At 53.8% G+C, this 18,708-nt stretch carries 22 protein-coding genes; 14 read left to right on the top strand and 8 right to left on the bottom strand.

Going from position 1 to position 18,708, the window contains the following annotated elements; genetic code table 11:
* Nucleotides 1-21: 21 nt before the first annotated feature.
* The 5 genes from cysK to SMB34_RS07995 all read right to left on the bottom strand — a co-directional run bounded on the left by cysK (nt 22) and on the right by SMB34_RS07995 (nt 4,938).
* A complete protein-coding gene (cysK, locus tag SMB34_RS08015) occupies nt 22-972 on the bottom strand; it encodes a cysteine synthase A (RefSeq protein WP_007088454.1) in 951 nt (316 codons plus the stop codon).
* 202 nt (nt 973-1,174) lie between these two features.
* On the bottom strand, nt 1,175-1,630 hold the full coding sequence (locus SMB34_RS08010; RefSeq protein ID WP_007088455.1) for an RrF2 family transcriptional regulator: 456 nt from the start codon (nt 1,628-1,630) through the stop codon (nt 1,175-1,177).
* A gap of 139 nt (nt 1,631-1,769) precedes the next feature.
* The gene (gene dut, locus SMB34_RS08005; RefSeq protein WP_007088456.1) at nt 1,770-2,243 is read right to left on the bottom strand and encodes a dUTP diphosphatase; all 474 of its coding nucleotides are present in this window, start codon (nt 2,241-2,243) and stop codon (nt 1,770-1,772) included.
* 78 nt (nt 2,244-2,321) lie between these two features.
* Complete coding sequence (gene coaBC, locus SMB34_RS08000; RefSeq protein WP_007088457.1) at nt 2,322-3,539, bottom strand: bifunctional phosphopantothenoylcysteine decarboxylase/phosphopantothenate--cysteine ligase CoaBC; 1,218 nt, start codon at nt 3,537-3,539, stop codon at nt 2,322-2,324.
* 145 nt (nt 3,540-3,684) lie between these two features.
* Nucleotides 3,685-4,938: a polysaccharide deacetylase family protein gene (locus tag SMB34_RS07995; protein ID WP_037989086.1), complete on the bottom strand. Its 1,254-nt coding sequence runs from the start codon at nt 4,936-4,938 to the stop codon at nt 3,685-3,687.
* A 145-nt stretch (nt 4,939-5,083) separates the two neighbouring features.
* On the opposite strand from SMB34_RS07995, the gene SMB34_RS07990 reads away from it, so the two are divergent.
* Nucleotides 5,084-5,665 carry a malonic semialdehyde reductase gene (locus tag SMB34_RS07990; protein WP_007088459.1) on the top strand — a complete coding sequence of 194 codons (582 nt, stop codon included), beginning with the start codon at nt 5,084-5,086 and terminating at the stop codon, nt 5,663-5,665.
* 245 nt (nt 5,666-5,910) lie between these two features.
* A complete protein-coding gene (locus SMB34_RS07985; RefSeq protein WP_037989263.1) occupies nt 5,911-7,320 on the top strand; it encodes an ATP-binding protein in 1,410 nt (469 codons plus the stop codon).
* A 17-nt stretch (nt 7,321-7,337) separates the two neighbouring features.
* Here the strand turns inward: SMB34_RS07985 and SMB34_RS07980 are convergent, their stop codons facing one another.
* The 3 genes from SMB34_RS07980 to hslV all read right to left on the bottom strand — a co-directional run bounded on the left by SMB34_RS07980 (nt 7,338) and on the right by hslV (nt 9,871).
* On the bottom strand, nt 7,338-7,817 hold the full coding sequence (locus SMB34_RS07980) for a GNAT family N-acetyltransferase (protein WP_167332747.1): 480 nt from the start codon (nt 7,815-7,817) through the stop codon (nt 7,338-7,340).
* 124 nt (nt 7,818-7,941) lie between these two features.
* A complete protein-coding gene (hslU, locus tag SMB34_RS07975; protein ID WP_007088461.1) occupies nt 7,942-9,252 on the bottom strand; it encodes an ATP-dependent protease ATPase subunit HslU in 1,311 nt (436 codons plus the stop codon).
* 58 nt (nt 9,253-9,310) lie between these two features.
* Nucleotides 9,311-9,871, bottom strand: coding sequence for an ATP-dependent protease subunit HslV (hslV, locus tag SMB34_RS07970; RefSeq protein ID WP_007088462.1), 561 nt, complete (start codon nt 9,869-9,871; stop codon nt 9,311-9,313).
* Between the two features lie 207 nt (nt 9,872-10,078).
* Between hslV and ade the strand changes: the two genes are divergently transcribed.
* From ade to SMB34_RS07910, 12 genes are all read left to right on the top strand, one after another.
* Nucleotides 10,079-11,809, top strand: a complete 1,731-nt coding sequence (gene ade / locus SMB34_RS07965) for an adenine deaminase (protein WP_037989084.1) — start codon at nt 10,079-10,081, stop codon at nt 11,807-11,809.
* 144 nt (nt 11,810-11,953) lie between these two features.
* The gene (gene hisB, locus SMB34_RS07960; RefSeq protein WP_007088464.1) at nt 11,954-12,553 is read left to right on the top strand and encodes an imidazoleglycerol-phosphate dehydratase HisB; all 600 of its coding nucleotides are present in this window, start codon (nt 11,954-11,956) and stop codon (nt 12,551-12,553) included.
* Between the two features lie 71 nt (nt 12,554-12,624).
* On the top strand, nt 12,625-13,065 hold the full coding sequence (locus SMB34_RS07955) for a DUF2628 domain-containing protein (protein ID WP_037989081.1): 441 nt from the start codon (nt 12,625-12,627) through the stop codon (nt 13,063-13,065).
* Nucleotides 13,062-13,712 (top strand): imidazole glycerol phosphate synthase subunit HisH, encoded by a 651-nt coding sequence (gene hisH, locus SMB34_RS07950; protein WP_037989080.1) that lies wholly within the window; start codon nt 13,062-13,064, stop codon nt 13,710-13,712. The genes SMB34_RS07955 and hisH overlap by 4 nt, the downstream gene beginning before the upstream one ends.
* On the top strand, nt 13,709-14,263 hold the full coding sequence (locus SMB34_RS07945; RefSeq protein ID WP_037989259.1) for a GNAT family N-acetyltransferase: 555 nt from the start codon (nt 13,709-13,711) through the stop codon (nt 14,261-14,263). Before hisH ends, SMB34_RS07945 begins: the two co-directional genes overlap by 4 nt.
* Entirely contained in the window at nt 14,260-14,988 is a 729-nt protein-coding gene (gene hisA / locus SMB34_RS07940; RefSeq protein WP_037989078.1) for a 1-(5-phosphoribosyl)-5-[(5-phosphoribosylamino)methylideneamino]imidazole-4-carboxamide isomerase, read from the top strand. The genes SMB34_RS07945 and hisA overlap by 4 nt, the downstream gene beginning before the upstream one ends.
* 24 nt (nt 14,989-15,012) lie before the next feature.
* Entirely contained in the window at nt 15,013-15,774 is a 762-nt protein-coding gene (gene hisF / locus SMB34_RS07935; RefSeq protein WP_037989077.1) for an imidazole glycerol phosphate synthase subunit HisF, read from the top strand.
* Nucleotides 15,775-15,776: 2 nt separating this feature from the next.
* The gene (locus SMB34_RS07930; RefSeq protein WP_037989257.1) at nt 15,777-16,103 is read left to right on the top strand and encodes a phosphoribosyl-ATP diphosphatase; all 327 of its coding nucleotides are present in this window, start codon (nt 15,777-15,779) and stop codon (nt 16,101-16,103) included.
* Between the two features lie 32 nt (nt 16,104-16,135).
* Nucleotides 16,136-16,507 (top strand): histidine triad nucleotide-binding protein, encoded by a 372-nt coding sequence (locus SMB34_RS07925; protein ID WP_037989075.1) that lies wholly within the window; start codon nt 16,136-16,138, stop codon nt 16,505-16,507.
* Between the two features lie 75 nt (nt 16,508-16,582).
* Entirely contained in the window at nt 16,583-17,059 is a 477-nt protein-coding gene (locus tag SMB34_RS07920; protein ID WP_037989072.1) for a DUF6314 family protein, read from the top strand.
* A 34-nt stretch (nt 17,060-17,093) separates the two neighbouring features.
* The gene (locus tag SMB34_RS07915; RefSeq protein WP_037989069.1) at nt 17,094-17,513 is read left to right on the top strand and encodes a VOC family protein; all 420 of its coding nucleotides are present in this window, start codon (nt 17,094-17,096) and stop codon (nt 17,511-17,513) included.
* Between the two features lie 167 nt (nt 17,514-17,680).
* Nucleotides 17,681-18,646, top strand: coding sequence for a 2-hydroxyacid dehydrogenase (locus SMB34_RS07910; protein ID WP_240478779.1), 966 nt, complete (start codon nt 17,681-17,683; stop codon nt 18,644-18,646).
* The last annotated feature ends 62 nt before the right edge of the window (nt 18,647-18,708 follow it).

The raw sequence follows: 18,708 nt of genomic DNA, 5'->3' as shown, positions 1-18,708 counted from the left end.
GCGTCGGTCAGCAAAACCGGATTACTGCAGACCTTCGAACAGCGGGGTCGACAGATAACGTTCGGCAAAGCTCGGAATGATGATCACGATACGTTTGCCTTCGTTTTCCGGCAACTGGCCAAGCTCGATACCGGCAGCAACGGCCGCACCGGACGAAATCCCGGTCGGCAGACCTTCGATGCTGGCAAGTTTGCGTGCGGTGGCAAAGGCGGTTTCATTGCCAATCGTCATGACCTTGTCAATCACATCGGTATGAAGGTTACCTGGAATGAAACCGGCACCAATGCCCTGGATTTTATGCGGTCCAGGTGCGCCACCGGAAATAACCGGGCTGTCTTCGGGCTCGACCGCGACGATCTGGATATTCGGATTATGTTTTTTCAGGACTTCACCAACACCGGTCAATGTCCCGCCAGTACCGACACCGGCAACAAAGATATCGATCTTGCCTGCGGTATCCTTGATGATTTCCTCGGCCGTCGTATTGCGATGAATTTCCGGGTTTGCCGGGTTTTCAAACTGCTGAAGCATGATCGCGCCATCAATCTCGGCGACCAGTTCCTCGGCGCGGGCAACAGCACCCTTCATGCCTTTGGCTGCCGGGGTCAGGTCAATCTGCGCGCCCAAAAGCATCAGCATCTTGCGGCGTTCCAGCGACATGCTTTCGGGCATGGTCAGGATCAGTTTATAACCCTTGGCCGCCGCAACAAAAGCAAGCGCGATACCGGTATTGCCAGATGTCGGTTCGACCAGTGTTGCACCCGGCTTGATCCGACCGGACTTTTCGGCATCCTCGATCATTGCGAGACCGATACGGTCTTTGACCGAGGCCAGCGGGTTGAAGAATTCAAGCTTGCCAATCAGGTCGGCCTTCACACCCTCGGCCGCTGCCAGACGTGAAAGACGAACCAGCGGCGTCGCACCAATGGTGTCGATGATGCTGTCGTAAATCTTGCCGCGAAACTCAGTCATGTTTTCCTCGCAATTTCTTGTAATTTAAAACCAACCACATTCTTGATTTGTATTTATCCCGTTTAATACCCAAGTCAATTGGGCTTAAACAGTTTTTACGCAAAATCTGGTTTGGCCGGTTTCCGATGCCTGTGTATTGGATATGAACCGCAGAGGATTCTTGTGGTTTAACGATACAACAATCCGCAGCCCGTTCCGACGACTAAATAATGAAATCCGGTGATTCCTCAATCCCGCTGCGCAGACCTGCGTCACGCGCACGGTTGCAAAGATCCTCGACCGTGATCCGGGTCAGCGCCACCATCATTTCGTCCTGCAATTCCCGCCAAAGCGGACGGACAACTTCCTTACCCAACGGCGATCCTGCCGGATCCTCGATCGGGTCATCGGATGTTTCCATTGACCGGATGACGGATACAATATCGGCAAGGGTAATGCGCCGACGTTCACGTGCCAGACGATACCCGCCGCGCGGACCGCGCACACCGACCAGAATGTCGGCACGCACTAACTGTTGCAGGGTCTGTTCAAGATAACGTTTCGGAATGCCCTGACGTGCGGTGATATCGCGACTTTGCACCGGTTCACCCGCAGCGTTATAGGCGATGTCCACCACCGCCTCTATGGCGAACAGCATCTTCTTTGACAGTTTTAACATCGTCTCTTTCATGCTCCCCTTGCAGTCCCGCTGATCCCCCCGGAAATATCGGGACTGGCGATTATCAGAGTTCACAACGCAGCAACATCATCAGATAACCCAAATGCTTTCGATGATATTGCTGCTGTATTTACGGCAATCAGACCGTTTTTACCGCCGGTGCAGCAACACCGGTCGATCCAAAGCCACCGGCACCACGCGCCGTTTCATCCAGATCGGCAACCGCATTCCACGCCACCTGGGTTACCGGTGCGACCACAAGCTGGGCGATGCGCATACCCCGCTCGATGGTGAATGCCGCGTCACCGTGATTGATCAGGATTACTTTGATTTCACCGCGATAATCCGCGTCGATCGTCCCCGGGCTGTTCAGAACCGTGACGCCATTTTTCGCAGCCAGCCCCGAACGCGGGCGAACCTGTGCTTCGAACCCGGCGGGCAGGGCAATCGCAATACCAGTTGCAACCATGGCCCGTTTGCCCGGTGCAATCACAAGCGTATCGTCAATCGCTGCCTGCAAATCGACGGCCGCCGACTGTGCGGTGGCATAATCGGGCAGCGGAAAATCCGCACCATGGGGCAGCTGTTTCAGATCGACAGTCAAACGCGTCATAAACAATCCTTGTCTTCACTTTTCTGGTCAGATGCGTTGCAATGCCACACAAACACTGACCGGGTTAAATCCATAATATCATGCAAAATGCTGGATAATTCGTTCTGCCAGCGCCCGCGCCACACCGTTCTTGCCCTGGCGAGGCCAGGTTTCGTCACTGGTGGCATCCACCCCGGAAATCAGGAAAATTTCATTATGATCACCGCCAAAGGTCCCGGTTCCAGGGGCGACATCATTTGCAAGAATCCAGTCACACCCCTTGCGCGCGCGCTTGGCGCGGGCATGTTCGATGACATTTTCCGTTTCGGCAGCGAAACCAATAACCAATTGCGGGCGTTTAGGACCTTTCTGGCTGAGTGTCGCCAAAATATCCGGATTTTCCGAAAGCTTCAGGTCTGCAATCACACCAGAGCCATCTTTTTTAAGCTTCTGACCTGCTTCTTCGGCAACGCGCCAATCTGCAACTGCGGCAGCACAAACCGCGATATCGGCGGGCAGGGCGGCCAGCACCGCATCAAGCATCTGGCGGGCTGTTTCAATACGCACAACTTTGACACCCATCGGATCAGGCAGGCTTACCGGGCCGCTAACCAGCGTCACATCTGCACCCGCCGCAGCAAGAGCCGCGGCAATCGCATGCCCTTGCTTGCCCGAAGACCGGTTGGCGATGTAGCGCACCGGATCAATCGGCTCGTATGTCGGGCCACTGGTTACAACAGCCTTTTTCCCTGAAAGCGGTTTTGAAACCGGCTGTCCTTCAAGAAAATCAACAACCGCTGCGATGATTTCAGCAGGTTCTGCCAAACGACCCGATCCGGTTTCACCACAAGCCAGATCACCCGCCGCCGGCCCGACACGCATCACGCCACGCCCTTCAAGGGTCGCGATATTTGCCTGTGTCGCGGCATGGTTCCACATTTCGACATTCATCGCCGGAACGACCATCACCGGCTTGTTGGTAGCCAACAGGGCCGTCGTTGCAAGATCACCCGCCTGTCCGGTGGCCATTTTCGCAAGGATATCGGCACTTGCCGGAGCGACCAGAACAAGGTCGGCCTCACGCGACAGGCGGATATGGCCCATTTCGGCCTCATCGGTCAGAGAAAAAAGATCCTGATAAACCTTGTTCTCGGTCAGGGCGGCCACCGACAGCGGTGTAACGAACTCTGCACCGCCTTTGGTCAGGATCGCGCGGATATTAATATCTCGGTCGCGCAACCGCCGGATCACCTCAAGAACCTTATAGGCGGCAATGCCGCCCGAGATGATCAGAAGGATATTTTTTCCTGCCTGCACTGTGGTTACCAGCTATTTACGTTGAATAAGTGTGATTAACCTACCTTCTCCGTTGATTACGCGCAAGCGTCCAAAGTGATCAGAAAAAACGCCACAGGTTCGTAAAACCCATGGCGCCATTTCATTGTTGATTTTCAATTACTTATCAGGGAACAGTATAAAGCATTCCAAACCAGCGCCACCGTCCATTCGGCCCCATCGAAGTACAGTTGATCCGCCACCGCCCCGATGAAACCGGGGCATCCAGACGGATTTCAACCCGCTCATCGCCCAGCCGATTCATGGTCGGTTCGCCCTCGGAAGGGTAACAGGCTATGTGGGCTGCCTTCTGCTTGAGGGTGAAGCCGAATGCTGGCGGATTACGTTCAAGCGTGTAATTTGGCGGTGTCACATCGCTGACCGATAACGGGAGGGAATTTGCCGCCAGAATAAAGCGGTCCATTTCGCCGTAATTCTCGTTCATGGCAAAGCGCGGCAAATACATCATATCCGATTCCGTACTCATCGCGCCGCTTTGCTGGCCAAATGCCGCCTTATAACCGGCTTCCTTGACCGCTGCGACAACTTCGTCGCTGGCCTCGCCATACGGATATGCAAAGATGTCCGGGACAAAGCCCAGTTCTTCCTTGAAACGCTGCGCCGAATGCGCAAGTTCGGCCTTCACTTCCTCGATTGGCAAGCTTGGCAAGTGCGAATGATGCTGGCTGTGGCCGCCAATGGTTACCCCGTCTTTGACCAGTACGCGCAACATATCCCAGGTCATGTAGTTCTCGTACCCGGCATCAACCTGCTCGGTCGCGACGAATACCGTCATCGGGATATTGTGCTTTTTAAAGGCTGGCCACGCAACGTCATAAACCGAACGGTAGGCGTCATCTACCGTAATACCGACGGCATAATCTGGAAGTCCTTTGCCATTTTGCATGGCATCAATGATTTCCGGGATGCCCATGACCGTATATTTGCCACTTGTCAGTTCGCGGATATGGGCTTCGAACTGCGGACCACGAATATTGGTCGACGGGAAATCGGTTTCCGCGAACCGATGATACATAAACACAACGGCCGACGTCGCATCACCCGATGGTGCCTGTACGTCACCGGAGGCATCATTGTTGCTTTGGCGATTATCAGACTGCAACACATCAGCAGCAGGAGGTTGGATTTCCGTTGCAGTACCGCTTGTATCGGCATTCTGAGCCATGCCCGGCGAGACACCAAATGTCAGACCGACCGCAAAGGCCGTGCCGAATACCATACAACGAAACATATTTGCGCGTTTGGCTCGCGCAACAGCATCAGAAGTTTGCTGCCCATTGGTCTGTGCTTGCATTGCCACATCCATCTTTTTGCGACCCCACTCATTGGTCACTGCAGCCCCCAAAACCACAGTCTTCATTTTATGGTTTCCGGTAATTATGTTTTTTGTGAACCTACCAGCGAACCAATTGTTTTTCCACAATTTCGTCACTCGGCTTGTGTATAGTTCACTGCAACCTACCTGAAAGGCACTCAATTCAACCGCAGTATTAACGGAGATTCGCATGCTGGATTCAGACGCACTGGACATTCTTTTCAATGAAGCTCGAACCCACAATGGCTGGCAGGATCGCGATGTCGATACAGCGCTTCTGAAAAAGGCGTGGGACCTCACGGTTATGGGCCCGACCAGCGCCAACTGCGAGCCGATGCGCATCAAGTTTGTTAAATCACAGGACGCCAAACAACGTCTCGAACCGGCACTTTCCGAAGGAAATCGGGAAAAAACCCTGGCAGCTCCGGTCACAGCCATCATTGCCTATGACATCGAATTCCATGAAAAATTACCGAAACTGTTCCCGCACACAGATGCAAAATCGTGGTTTTCAGGAAATGATGACCTGATTGCCACCACTGCGTTTCGTAACGGAACATTACAGGCAGCCTACTTCATTCTGGCGTTACGTGCCCTTGGACTTGATTGCGGCCCGATGTCAGGCTTTGACAATGCCAAGGTTGATGGAGAATTCTTCGCGGGCACGTCGGTCAAAAGCAATTTCCTGATCAATATCGGCTATGGCGACCCCTCAAAACTGTTTGATCGCAGCCCTCGCCTAGCGTTTGACGAAGGTGCCGAAATTATCTGATTTCTATCTGAAGTCGAAACCGACGCGGGATGGCCGTGCTGGCGCATTCGCAGATTTTTTGGCAAAATCGGATTATACACCTGTATGATCAGGGTTCAGACGACGTATTTTTTCAAGCTTTTCCAATACTTGAAAACTGTCATCTAACTTTTATTTGATCTTTACCGGCGCATAATCATTTTAGTCGAAATTTTTTGCATGCGTTAATGCGTACCCTCTGGGGTACCCGACATCAGGAGCATCCGTTGGGCTTTCGCCAGTTGTTAATGACCGCATTTGCGGTTGCATTCCCGAATGCTGCGATCTTTATCGTACTGGCATCGATGGAATTGCTTGGCTGGGGCACAGCGATTCTGTGTGCGGTCTTGGCGTGGGTCGGTGTCGCCGGGGTTTTACGTATCTATTTCGATGATCTGCGCCGTGTTGCGCGTTACGCCACCGCATTGCGTGACAAGTTCCGCGGCACCCCGCCACAGCATCTTTTTTTCGGTGCGGCGTCCGAGCTGTCGTCCCTTTATACCCAGATCACCAACGCATTTCGCGAACGCATCGCCCATCTTGAAGCCCAGACCAGCACCGATGCCGAAATCCTTGATCACCTGCCGAACCCGGTTGTGATGGTCAACCGGCAACGCGTTGTGACCGGTTTTAACCAGGCGGCACGCGGCCTGTTCCACAATCTGGAAATCGGTCGCGATCTGACACGCTATATCCGCGATCCGATCCTGCTTGATGCCTTTGATGATGTCGCGGGCGAACGCGAACAGATGAAACATGCCGAATTCGTTCTGGCAAGCGACGCCCATCGTCATTTCGATGTTCTGACCGCGCGCTTGCCAGCCGCAACCGGGGACCGGAACTTTGTTCTGTCCTTCTCGGACCTAACAGAGCTTCGCAAACTTGAACAGATGCGCGCCGATTTCGCGACCGATGCCGGGCATGAACTACGCACCCCGCTTTCGGTGTTGCTGGGCTTTATCGAAACGCTTGAAGGCCCGGCAAAGGACGATCCCGATGCGTTGCACCAGTTCCTGCCGGTCATGCGTGATCAAGGCCAGCGTATGCAGCACCTGATCGAAGATTTGCTGTCACTTGCACGGATTGAGCTGAACGAACATACACCGCCATCTGATGATTGCGATATCGGCAAGATCATCGACAAAGTCGCCCAGACACTGGCGATGAAGGCCGAAGCCAAGGGCATGGAAATCAGGATTTCCTGCGACCTCGACAACACCGAAATTGTTGGCGAGGAAAAGGAAATGACCCAGGTTTTTGTCAATCTGGTCGAAAACGCCATCAAATACGGACATCCCAAAACCAGTATTGATGTATCGATCACACTGGCCAAAAACACCCCGGGTGCATTGGCCCGTTACCGGCATGACCGTGTTCTGGCCGTTGCCGTCCGGGATCATTCCGACGGAATCGCACGCGAACATCTGCCACGCCTGACTGAACGGTTTTACAGGGTCGATACGGCACGGTCGCGTGCCGTTGGCGGCACCGGTCTTGGTCTTGCCATCGTCAAACATCTGGTGCAACGCCACCGTGGCACCATGATCATCGACAGCGAACAGGGGGTTGGTTCGGTATTCACCGTCTATCTGCCCGCCAAGGCCAGCGATAATATCCGCAAACTCCATACCGCCTGAACCGCTTTTGGCAACAATCACATATCCTTGCAGAACAGGATTTCATGACCTGCGGCAGCAGTACTCGCATCTCTGCGTTCAATTTCGCGAAATCCCAATTTTCGATACATCCCGGCAGCACTTCCGGCCTGAAGATAAACAATATCGAAGTCAAAACGTTTTGCTTCTTGCAGGATACGCTCGACAAGCGTTGTTGCAATGCGCATCCCGCGATAGCGGTAAAGCGTATAGACTGCAGCAATCCATGGGGTTTTATCCGGCCATTCCTGCCCATCCTGCGGCCAAAGGCTAATCATCCCGATCGGCAGGTTGGTATCGCGGTTGATCGCCAGAAGAGTCATCGGAAGACCGTCCTTCTGACTGCATTGAGCAAAGTAAGCCCTGGCATTTTCAAGACTACTCTCAGTCTTTTGCACGCCCCAACGCCCATATGCCCAAGCCGCACAGGCATCAACGCAATCAGGCCTGTCTGCCAGATAAACAATGTCATATGACATGACCGTACCCATTCAATATACATGCCCTAATTATAGTCCAAGATCAAACCGCGCAGGGTTAAAGTAAAAGGGCTAGCAACATCGTGCTAGCCCTTTGTGTATCTGCCCTAATCGAACATCTCGATTACAAAATAAACTTCGAAAGATCCGCATCCTTGGCAAGGCCATCGACCTGCTCGCGGACGTAATTCGCATCAATCTTAATCGTTTCACCGCCGCGGTCAGTTGCGGTAAAGCTGATGTCATCCAAAAGCTTTTCCAACACCGTATGCAGTCGACGTGCGCCGATATTTTCCACCGTTTCATTGACGCTGGCCGAAATACGGGCAAGTTCATCAACCGCATCGTCGGCGAATTCCAGCGTAACATCCTCGGTTTTCAGCAGTGCGACATACTGCTTGATCAGCGATGCTTCCGGTTCCAGCAGAATACGGCGGAAATCTTCCTCGGTCAGGGCTTTCAACTCGACCCGGATTGGCAAACGGCCCTGCAATTCCGGCAGCAGGTCCGATGGCTTTGAAAGATGGAATGCCCCCGAACAGATAAACAGGATATGGTCGGTTTTGACCGTACCATGTTTGGTCGAGACACTTGTCCCTTCGATCAACGGCAGTAAATCGCGCTGCACACCTTCGCGCGATACATCACCGCCACGCTCGGAACGCGCGGTGATCTTATCGATCTCGTCAAGGAACACGATACCATTCTGTTCAACGTTTTCGATGGCCTCGGCGGTGACCTTGTCCATATCCAAAAGCTTGTCGCCTTCCTCGTCGATCAGGCGTTCAAACGCTTCCTCGACGGTCATGCGTTTTGGTTTGGTCTGGCCGCCGAAGGCCTTGCCGAACACATCCGACAGGTTCAGCATCCCCATCTGTGCGCCTGGCATGCCGGGAATATCAATGGTCGGCATCGAAGAAGAACTGTTTTCCTGAACAGGGATTTCAATTTCCTTGTCCTGCAATTCGCCTTCTCGCAGCATCTTGCGGAATTTCTGACGGGTATCAGCCGAGGCATTTTCACCAACCAGACCATCAAGAATGCGTTCCTCGGCCTGCATTTCGGCCTTGGCACGGACTTTCTTGCGCATGCTTTCACGCGTCAGGTCCAGCGACACTTCCAGAAGGTCACGAACGATCTGTTCAACATCACGACCGACATAACCAACTTCGGTGAATTTGGTGGCTTCGATCTTGATGAACGGCGCCTCTGCCAGTTTGGCAAGACGCCGGGCGATTTCGGTTTTGCCAACACCGGTCGGGCCGATCATCAGAATGTTTTTGGGTAGCACTTCATTGCGCATCGTGTCGTCAAGCTGCTGGCGGCGCCAACGGTTGCGCAAGGCAATGGCGACCGCCCGCTTGGCATCTTTCTGACCGATGATATGGCGATCGAGCTCGGATACGATCTCGCGCGGGCTGAAATGTTGGGTCATTAAATTTATCCGTTAGTTCTTGCGACGGAAATGCGATGTCAGGCCCGAAACGGCACCCTTATTTCGCATCCTCGATCTTTTCCAGCGTAACGCTGTCATTGGTATAAACACAGATATCACCGGCAATCGCCATGGCTTTGCGGGCAATTTCCTCGGCACTCAGGTCCAGATCAATCAAGGCCCGCGCCGCGGCAAGAGCATAATTACCGCCCGATCCGATGGCGATAATGCCGTCTTCCGGTTCAAGAACATCGCCCATCCCGGTCAGGACCAGCGAAACATCCTTGTCGGCCACCGCCATCATTGCTTCAAGCTTGCGCAGATAACGATCCGTGCGCCAGTCCTTGGCCAGCTCGACACAGGCGCGCATGGTCTGGCCCGGATGACGATCTAGCTTGGCTTCAAGACGTTCCAAAAGGGTAAAGGCATCCGCCGTCGCCCCGGCAAATCCGACGATGATCTCGCCTTTCTGGCCGATACGGCGCACCTTGCGGGCGTTGCCCTTGATCACGGTCTGGCCCAAAGAAACCTGACCGTCACCGGCAACCACCACTTCATTGCCCTTGCGCACCGACAGGATCGTCGTGCCATGCCAGCTCGGCTGCGATTTTTCGCTCATAAATAATCCCTAGATTTTCATCCAATGCGTTCGATCAAGAGTTAGCACGCACAACAGCCCGGTCAAGGGCCAAGCCCCGCGAACCACCATCCCCGGATCACAAACACTGTTTCAATGCGATGGAATGCAAAAAATTCAGGACGTATTACCGCCACATGCTTTACCCTTGGACCATAAAAGAATTTCAAAGAACAAAGGAAAATAATCATGAGCAATCCTGCCCTTGCGCAAACCCAACTTGGCAAATGTATTCTGGCCGGTCAGGGCCGGATCAAGGCCGATCTGGTCCTGCGCAATATCGGATTGCTTGATGTCATTACCGGCACGGTAACTGAAACCGATATTGCCATTGTGGGTGACCGGATTGTTGGCACCCATGCCAAATACGAAGGCGATCGCGAAATTGACTGTGCCGGTAAATTCGCCGTCCCGGGCTTTATCGACACGCACCTGCATATCGAAAGCTCGCTTGTCACGCCGTTTGAATTTGATCGCTGCGTCTTGCCGCACGGTGTGACCACGGCCCTGTGTGACCCACATGAAATTGCCAATGTGCTGGGAGCGGACGGGATCAGATACTTCCTGGATTGCGCCGAACGGTCCGTGATGGATATCCGCGTTAATCTGTCATCCTGCGTTCCGGCAACCGGGTTTGAAACATCGGGTGCGCAGCTTGAAATCGATGATCTTCTGCCATTCCGAAACCATCCCAAGGTCGTCGGACTGGCCGAAATGATGAATTATCCGGGTGTGCTGAACCTTGATACCCGCATCATGGCCAAGCTTGAAGCCTTTCAGGATGGTCACATTGACGGTCACGCACCACTGGTTCTGGGCACAGCACTGAACGGCTATATGGCCGCAGGCATCCGCACCGACCACGAAGCAACATCAGCCGCCGAAGCGCGCGAAAAGCTTGCCAAGGGCATGGCAATCCTGATCCGCGAAGGGTCTGTTTCAAAGGATCTTGAGGCACTTGCCGAAATTCTGGATGAAAATACGTCAAGCTTCGTTGCGCTATGCACAGATGACCGCAATCCGCTTGATATTGGTGAAGAAGGTCATCTTGATAGTCTTATTGAGCGATTAATCGGTCATTTAAAAGAACGTAATTGCCCGATCCATCATGTCTATCGCGCAGCATCGTATTCAGCGGCCCGCATTTTCGGCTTGCGTGACCGCGGACTGATCGGGCCAGGCTGGCGGGCCGATATCGCCATACTTGATGATTTGGAAACCTGTGCGGTCAGCGATGTGATTGCCGGTGGCCGTCTGGTCACCAACGGTCTGTTTGATGCCCGCGAAACCGTTGCGCCAATTGGCTTGACCTCGATGAAGGCCAAACCGGTCACCGCCGAGGCATTCATGGCCGAACCCAAACCGGGTCAGAACCAAACGCCTGTGATACGCGTCAAACCGGGCCTGATCCTGACCTTCCGGGATGAAGCCACCCTTGAAATTGGCGATAACGGCCTTAAACCCGATCTTGAAAAGGATGTGATCAAGGTGGCCGTTGTCGAACGCCACGGCAAGAACGGCAATATTGGGCGCAGTTTCGTCCGTGGTTTTGGTTTGAAACGCGGGGCAATTGCATCTTCGGTCGGGCATGACAGCCACAATATCACTGTGGTTGGTGCCAATGACGCCGACATGGCCGCCGCGGTCAATCGCCTGATTGAACTGGGTGGCGGCTTTGCCGTTGCAGATGGAGGCAGGATCACGGCCGAACTGGCGTTGCCCGTTGCCGGACTGATGAGTACGGAACCGTTTGAGGTGGTCGAGAATGACTTGATCACGCTGCGCGCTGCCGCCAAGGATCTTGGTTGCATCCTGCCAGAACCGTTCCTGCAGGTCGCTTTCCTGGCCTTGCCGGTAATCCCGCACCTGAAAATGACGGACAAGGGCCTGTTTGACGTCGACAAGTTCGACTTTGTCTAAGCCATCAAACCGGACAGTTTAACAATGACAAATACCGGTTACGTTTTGTGGCCAATACTTAGCCGGTTAAACTGGCTTTTCGCTGCTGTTATTGCTAAATACGACCCAACAGATGCATTGATACCTGCAGGAAAGGAGCTTTGCATGCGCAAGGCCCGCGTAGAGCGCAATACCAACGAAACACAGATCACGGTCGAGCTTAATCTTGACGGGACCGGCATATACGATGTCGAGACTGGGATTGGCTTCCTTGATCACATGCTCGAACAGCTTTCACGCCACAGCCTGATGGACCTTAAAGTCCGGGCCAAGGGCGACCTGCATATCGATTTCCATCACACCACCGAAGATACAGGCATCGCAATCGGTCAGGCGTTTTCGCAAGCACTGGGCGATAAAAAGGGCATCAATCGTTACGGCAGTTGCCTGCTTCCGATGGACGAGGCACTGACACGTGTGGCGCTGGATTGCTCAAACCGTCCTTATCTGATCTGGAATGTCGAGTTTACTCGCGACAAGGTCGGGGATATGGACACCGAACTGTTCCGCGAATGGTTCCAGGGCTTTGCACAGGCTGCTGGCCTGACGCTGCATGTTGAAAATCTGTATGGCGATAACAACCATCATATCGTCGAAAGTGCCTTTAAGGCGCTGGCACGATCCCTGCGCGCCGCGATCGAAATCGATCCGCGCAAATCCGATGCCATTCCCTCGACCAAGGGTGTTCTCGGCGGGTCGCTTTAACCCGCCAGATGCCCCTGGTCTGATCCGAATGACCGGGTGATGCATCACCTGGAACAGGAAGTCGGTTTTCGATGAAGGTTTACACAGTCCATACCCATCCCGGCGATGCAAATCCGATGGAAAATGCGATCCTGATCCGCGAAGGCTTTAATTTCTGGGCCTTTATTTTTAGCGGCATCTGGGCGCTTTATCATCGTTTGTGGGCCGCTTTTTTTGGTCTGATCGGCGTATCGCTGATTTGCAATCTTGTGATCTATCTATTCGATGGCGGTCCGGAAATGGATTTTGCCCTCGCCCTTGCGACCGGCATTGGTTTCGGCCTGATTGCCAATGACTTGCGGCGCAAAAAGCTTGCGGCCGGTGGCTGGAAGCTTGTCGAAATTGTCGCAAGCCCCAACGAAAATGCAGCCGAACATCGTTTCTTTGATCGCCTGCGTGGCGGACGCGCTGTTCACGATACCCTGCAAAATGCTGCGCCCACCCCCTTATCCGGGAGCACCCCCTACCCATGAGTGTTGCGATTATCGATTACGGTTCAGGCAACCTGCGTTCTGCTGCCAAGGCGTTTGAACGCGCGGCCCGCGAAACCGGCATTTCCGCCGATATCATTGTCACCGATGATCCGGAAAAGGTCCGCAATGCCAGCCATATCGTCCTGCCCGGTGTTGGTGCCTATGCCGATTGCCGTGCCGGCCTTGATGCCGTTACCGGCATGGTCGAAGTTCTGAACGAGCAGGTCATCAAAGGTGGTAAGCCATTCTTTGGCATTTGTGTCGGCATGCAGTTGATGTCGACGGTTGGTCGCGAATTTGCCGACACCCCGGGTCTTGACTGGATCAAGGGCGAAGTGGTTGCAATTGAACCCGCAGACCCGTCGCTTAAAATCCCGCATATGGGCTGGAACGAGCTGGTCCTTGATCTGTCTGGCAAATCGCATTCCGTGTTGTCGGGTGTATCGGATGGCGATCATGCCTATTTCGTGCACAGTTATCACATGCATGTTCAAAATCCGGATGAACGGCTGGTATCGGTCGATTATGGTGGCGCGCTTACGGCGATGATCGGGCGCGACAACATGATCGGTACCCAGTTCCATCCGGAAAAAAGCCAGAAAACGGGACTTACCATCATTGGTAACTTCCTGGGATGGAAACCATGACCGCACCCAGCAATACGATCGAACCCGGTGTTACCGCCGAACGCGTTACGGAACTGAGCGCGGGCGACCTTTCCGACATCGTTGATGCCTGTACCCAGGCAATCGTCGAAGGCGGAGGTTTTGGCTGGCTGACCCCGCCGGATCGTCCGGATATGGAAAAATACTGGCGCGGCGTTTTGCTGATGCCGGGGCGTCATCTGTTTGTATCGCGCGTTGACGGCGTGATTTCCGGGGCCGCCCAGTTGCTTGAAACGCCGTCCAACCTTGAAGCACAACGGCATTCGGCCCAGATCACCGGCCATTTCGTGGCACCGTGGGCGCGCGGGCGCGGGAATGGCAAGGCCATCGTGCGCAGCATCGAATTTTATGCGCGCGAACGCGGTTATTCGGTTTTGAAACTTGATCTTCGTGAAACCCAGACTGCTGCCATCGCACTTTATAACGGGCTGGGTTATGTCCGTTGGGGCATCAATCCCTATTACGCAATGGTCAACGGTAAAATGGTCGAAGGTTACTACTACACCAAAAAAATACAGGACACTGACCAGTGAATCTCTATCCGGCAATCGACCTTAAAGATGGTGCATGCGTTCGCCTGCTGCGCGGTGATATGGACAAGGCCACCGTATTCAACAACGATCCGGGTGCACAGGCCGGTGAATTTGTCGCTGCCGGCTGTCATTGGGTCCATATCGTCGATCTGAACGGTGCTTTTGCCGGTGAACCGGTCAATGGAGCCGCGGTTGACCGCATCCTTGCCGCGGTCGCAGGCAAGGCCAAAACCCAGCTTGGCGGCGGTATCCGCACAATGGAAACGGTTGATTACTGGCTTAACAAGGGCATCACCCGTGTGATCCTTGGCACTGTCGCCCTGCGTAATCCAGATTTTGTCAAAGAAGCCTGTGCAAAATGGCCGGGTCGTATTGCGGTTGGCATTGACGCCCGCGATGGCTATGTCGCGGTTGAAGGTTGGGCCGAAACATCCGAAGTCACCGCACTTGAACTGGCGCAGAAATTCGAGGATTGCGGGGTTACCGCGATCATCTTTACCGATATTGACCGCGATGGTGCAATGGGCGGCCCGAATATCGAAAGCACGGTAGCCCTTGCCAGCGCGATTTCGACCCCGGTAATCGTATCGGGCGGGGTTTCATCGCTGGATGATCTGATTGCAGTTGCCAAACATACCGATGCCGGGATTGACGGCGCGATTTCCGGACGCGCACTTTACGATGGCCGGATTGATCTGGCAGAAGCCATCAGGGCATTGTCCTAAGCGGACCCAAACAGGAAACCGACCATGCTGAAAACCCGTGTCATTCCCTGTCTCGACGTCAAGGACGGTCGCGTCGTCAAGGGAGTCAATTTCGTTGATCTGATTGATGCCGGCGATCCAGTGGAACAGGCACGTTTCTATGACGCCGAAGGCGCAGACGAGCTTTGTTTCCTTGATATCACCGCATCAAGCGACAATCGCGATACCATTTTCGACGTTGTTGCCCGCACCGCTGAGGCATGCTTTATGCCCGTCACAGTCGGTGGCGGCGTGCGTTCGCTTGAAGATATTCGCAAACTGCTTTTGGCAGGTGCCGACAAGGTTTCGATCAATACGGCCGCGGTCAATAACCCCGATTTCGTGCGCGAAGCAGCACGCAAGTTCGGATCACAATGTATTGTGGTTTCGATTGACGCCAAATCGACCGGCCCGGACAAGTTTGAAATCTTTACCCACGGTGGTCGCAAACCAACCGGGATTGACGCCGTTTCGTTTTCAAAACAAATGACGGAATATGGCGCCGGGGAACTCCTAGTCACCTCGATGGATCGCGATGGCACCAAGTCGGGCTTTAACCTGCCGCTGACGCGATCAATTGCGGATGCCGTACATGTGCCGGTGATTGCATCGGGCGGTGTCGGGACGCTGGACCATATGGTCGAAGGTGTGACCGAAGGCCATGCCTCGGCGGTTCTGGCTGCCTCGATCTTCCATTTCGGGACCTATCGTATCCGCGAGGTCAAGGACCACATGAAAGCCGCCGGCATCCCGGTCCGGGAGGGATGATTATGACTGATAAACATATCCTTGATCAGCTTTACGCTGTGGTTTCCGAACGCAAAGGCGCAGATCCCGAAACCAGCTATACAGCAAGACTTCTTGCCAAAGGCACGGCAAAAATCGCCCAGAAAGTCGGCGAAGAAGGCGTTGAGACCGTGATCGCGGCCCTTGCCGAAACACCTCAAAAAGTAGCATCCGAAAGTGCCGATCTGCTCTATCACCTGACCGTGCTTTGGGCTGATCAAGGGGTAAAGCCGGAAGATGTATGGAACATACTGGCCGAACGTCAGGGTATTTCCGGTATTGCCGAAAAGGCATCCCGCACCGATAAATAGGGTCATATCCCGTCAAGATCAGGAGCATCCCTATGGCCGTCTCTGCCTATGATCCGCAAAACATCTTTGCCAAAATTCTTCGTGGCGAAATCCCGTGCAACAAGGTTTTTGAGGACGATCATGTCCTTGCCTTTCACGACATCGCCCCGCAGGCCCCGACCCATATCCTTGTGATCCCGAAGGGTGCCTATACCAGCTATGACGACTTTGCAGCCAATGCATCGGACGCAGAAATCATCGCCTATACCCGTGCAATCGGCAAAATCGCTGCCGCAGCAGGCGTTGTCGAGGACGGTTATCGCCTGATCGCCAATACCCGCGACCATGGCCGCCAGGACGTCCCGCATCTTCATGTCCATATCATCGGCGGCAAAAAGCTGGGCCTGATGTTGCCAAAAGACTAAGGTTGACGCCTGCAAGACTAGAATTCGGGGCAGGGCGGCTATGGCGTCCCTGCCTTTTTGATTTACCGGAATGTCATGATCCGAGATATCTCGTCCGCCGCTAAGATTTTCCAAAGCCTTCCGGGTGACTGGACGCTTGTGCGAGATATTGGTCCCACAGGAAAGTTCAAAGGCGATGTGACTTTTCGTCTGATAGAGCCTGAAAAGACCGGAATTATACGCTATCGGGAGGAAGGAGTTCTTGAGCGCGGGGATGGCAAACGCTTTGATGGTTACCGCGAATACGACTTCGTTCTGCATGAAGACCCGCCCGGGATTGAGCTTCTGTTTCGCGATCCGTTAAGCTTTGGCAATCGCTATGTCCTGCTGCAATTTGGAGAGGATGCAGCCGATGTGCTTTGTGCACGAGACATTCATCCCTGTGGTGATGATTTTTATCATCATTGCATGATCTGGCATGATGAAAATCATTTCGAAACTAAAATAAAAATAACTGGCCCGAAGAAAGACCATTTGTTGCACAGCATTTATCTTCGAAAACCAAAGGCCTAGGCCGCAGCAATTTCCTTAACGTTACGAGGTTCACATGTCACTGTCCCCGTTCCATCTGGCATTTCCGATTAAATCGATTGCCGATACACGCGCGTTTTATATCGATATCCTTGGCTGTGACGAAGGTCGTTCGACCGAGGCATGGATTGATTTTGATTTCTTTGGTCATCAGCTTTCTGCCCATGTTCGCCCCGAAGCAGGACAAAATGCCGGCGCGGGGAATGTGGATGGTGATGCGGTGCCAATCCCGCATTTTGGCGCGGTTCTGGAATGGGATAAATGGCATGATCTGGCAGATCGCCTGAAAGAAGCGGGGGTTAAATTCCTGCTGGAGCCGAAAATCCGCTTTAAAGATGAACCGGGCGAACAGGGAACTTTCTTTGTGGAAGACCCGGCCGGCAATGGTCTGGAATTCAAGACATTCCGCGATCCGGCGATGATTTTTGCGCATTAATTGGCATTTCAGGCAGAGATGATCAGACTTTGGCTTTGATGTCGCGGAACGCTTTGCCCTGCAATGCGTTATATGATCAGGTAATATGAGCGATGCCGGTTCTGATCGGTATCCGCGACATCCCTAAATCGTCGATCCACATCATCCGTCCGTCAGGAGAATTGCCCATGTCCGCCACCAGTTCCGCCAATGCTACCCGCAAAACCCCCAGCATCCTGATTGCGGCGGCGGGCGAGGATGATCGCTGGAAAGAGGCCATGGTCGCCCGCCTGCAGGATGCAAATATCGTCACACAATATGAAAATTACGATCCCAAAACGATTGATTTTGCCTTGTTGTGGAAACAGCCGCAGGGATTGCTTAAAAGCCTGACGGGACTTCAGGCGATCTTCTCACTTGGCGCGGGTGTTGATCATGTACTTTCAGCGCCCAGCCTTCCGACAGAAGTGCCAGTCATTCGCCTTGAAGATGCCGGTATGGCCGATCAGATGGTGCAATATCATCTGTATGCCGCACTGCATTTCATGCGCGATTTCGATATTTATGCCCGTCAGCAGGCCAAGGCCGACTGGACCCAGCACGATGTCGCACGTATTTCGAAATGCCGGGTCGGGGTGATGGGGCTGGGTGCACTTGGTGCGGCGGTCGCCACCGCCCTGACCCAGCTTGGCTTTGCCGTATCCGGCTGGAGCCGCACGATGAAGGCGATTGATGGCATAACCACCTATGCCGGGGCCGAAACCCTCAACGAGTTCCTTGGACAATCCGACATCTTGGTTTGCATGTTGCCGCGTACCGCCGAAACCGAGGGCGTTTTGAACGGAAACACTCTGTCCCAACTGCCAAAAAATGCCGCAGTGATCAATGCCGCGCGCGGTGCAATGATTGTGGAGGCGGATCTTCTGCGCCTGATCGATACCGGGCATCTGCGCGGGGCGTTCCTTGATGTGGCGGTAACCGAACCGCTACCCGAAAGCCACCCGTTCTGGGATCATTCGAAAATCCGCATCACGCCGCATATCGCGGCCGCGACCCGGATTGAGGAATCGGTCGATCAGATCGCCGAAAATATTGATCGCATCTCACGCGGCGAAACCCCGCGCGGCCTTGTTGATCGTAAAACAGGATATTAAGCCGCATCGTTGGTAAATGAGCAGAATGGACTGGCATAGCCAACCATTCTGCCTGCCAACGT

This window comes from Thalassospira permensis NBRC 106175 (assembly GCF_000714555.1).
Taxonomy (GTDB): Bacteria; Pseudomonadota; Alphaproteobacteria; order Rhodospirillales; family Thalassospiraceae; genus Thalassospira; species Thalassospira xiamenensis.
The sequence above is the reverse complement of the archived record's forward strand: the minus strand, read 5'-3'. Positions and strand labels throughout refer to the sequence as shown.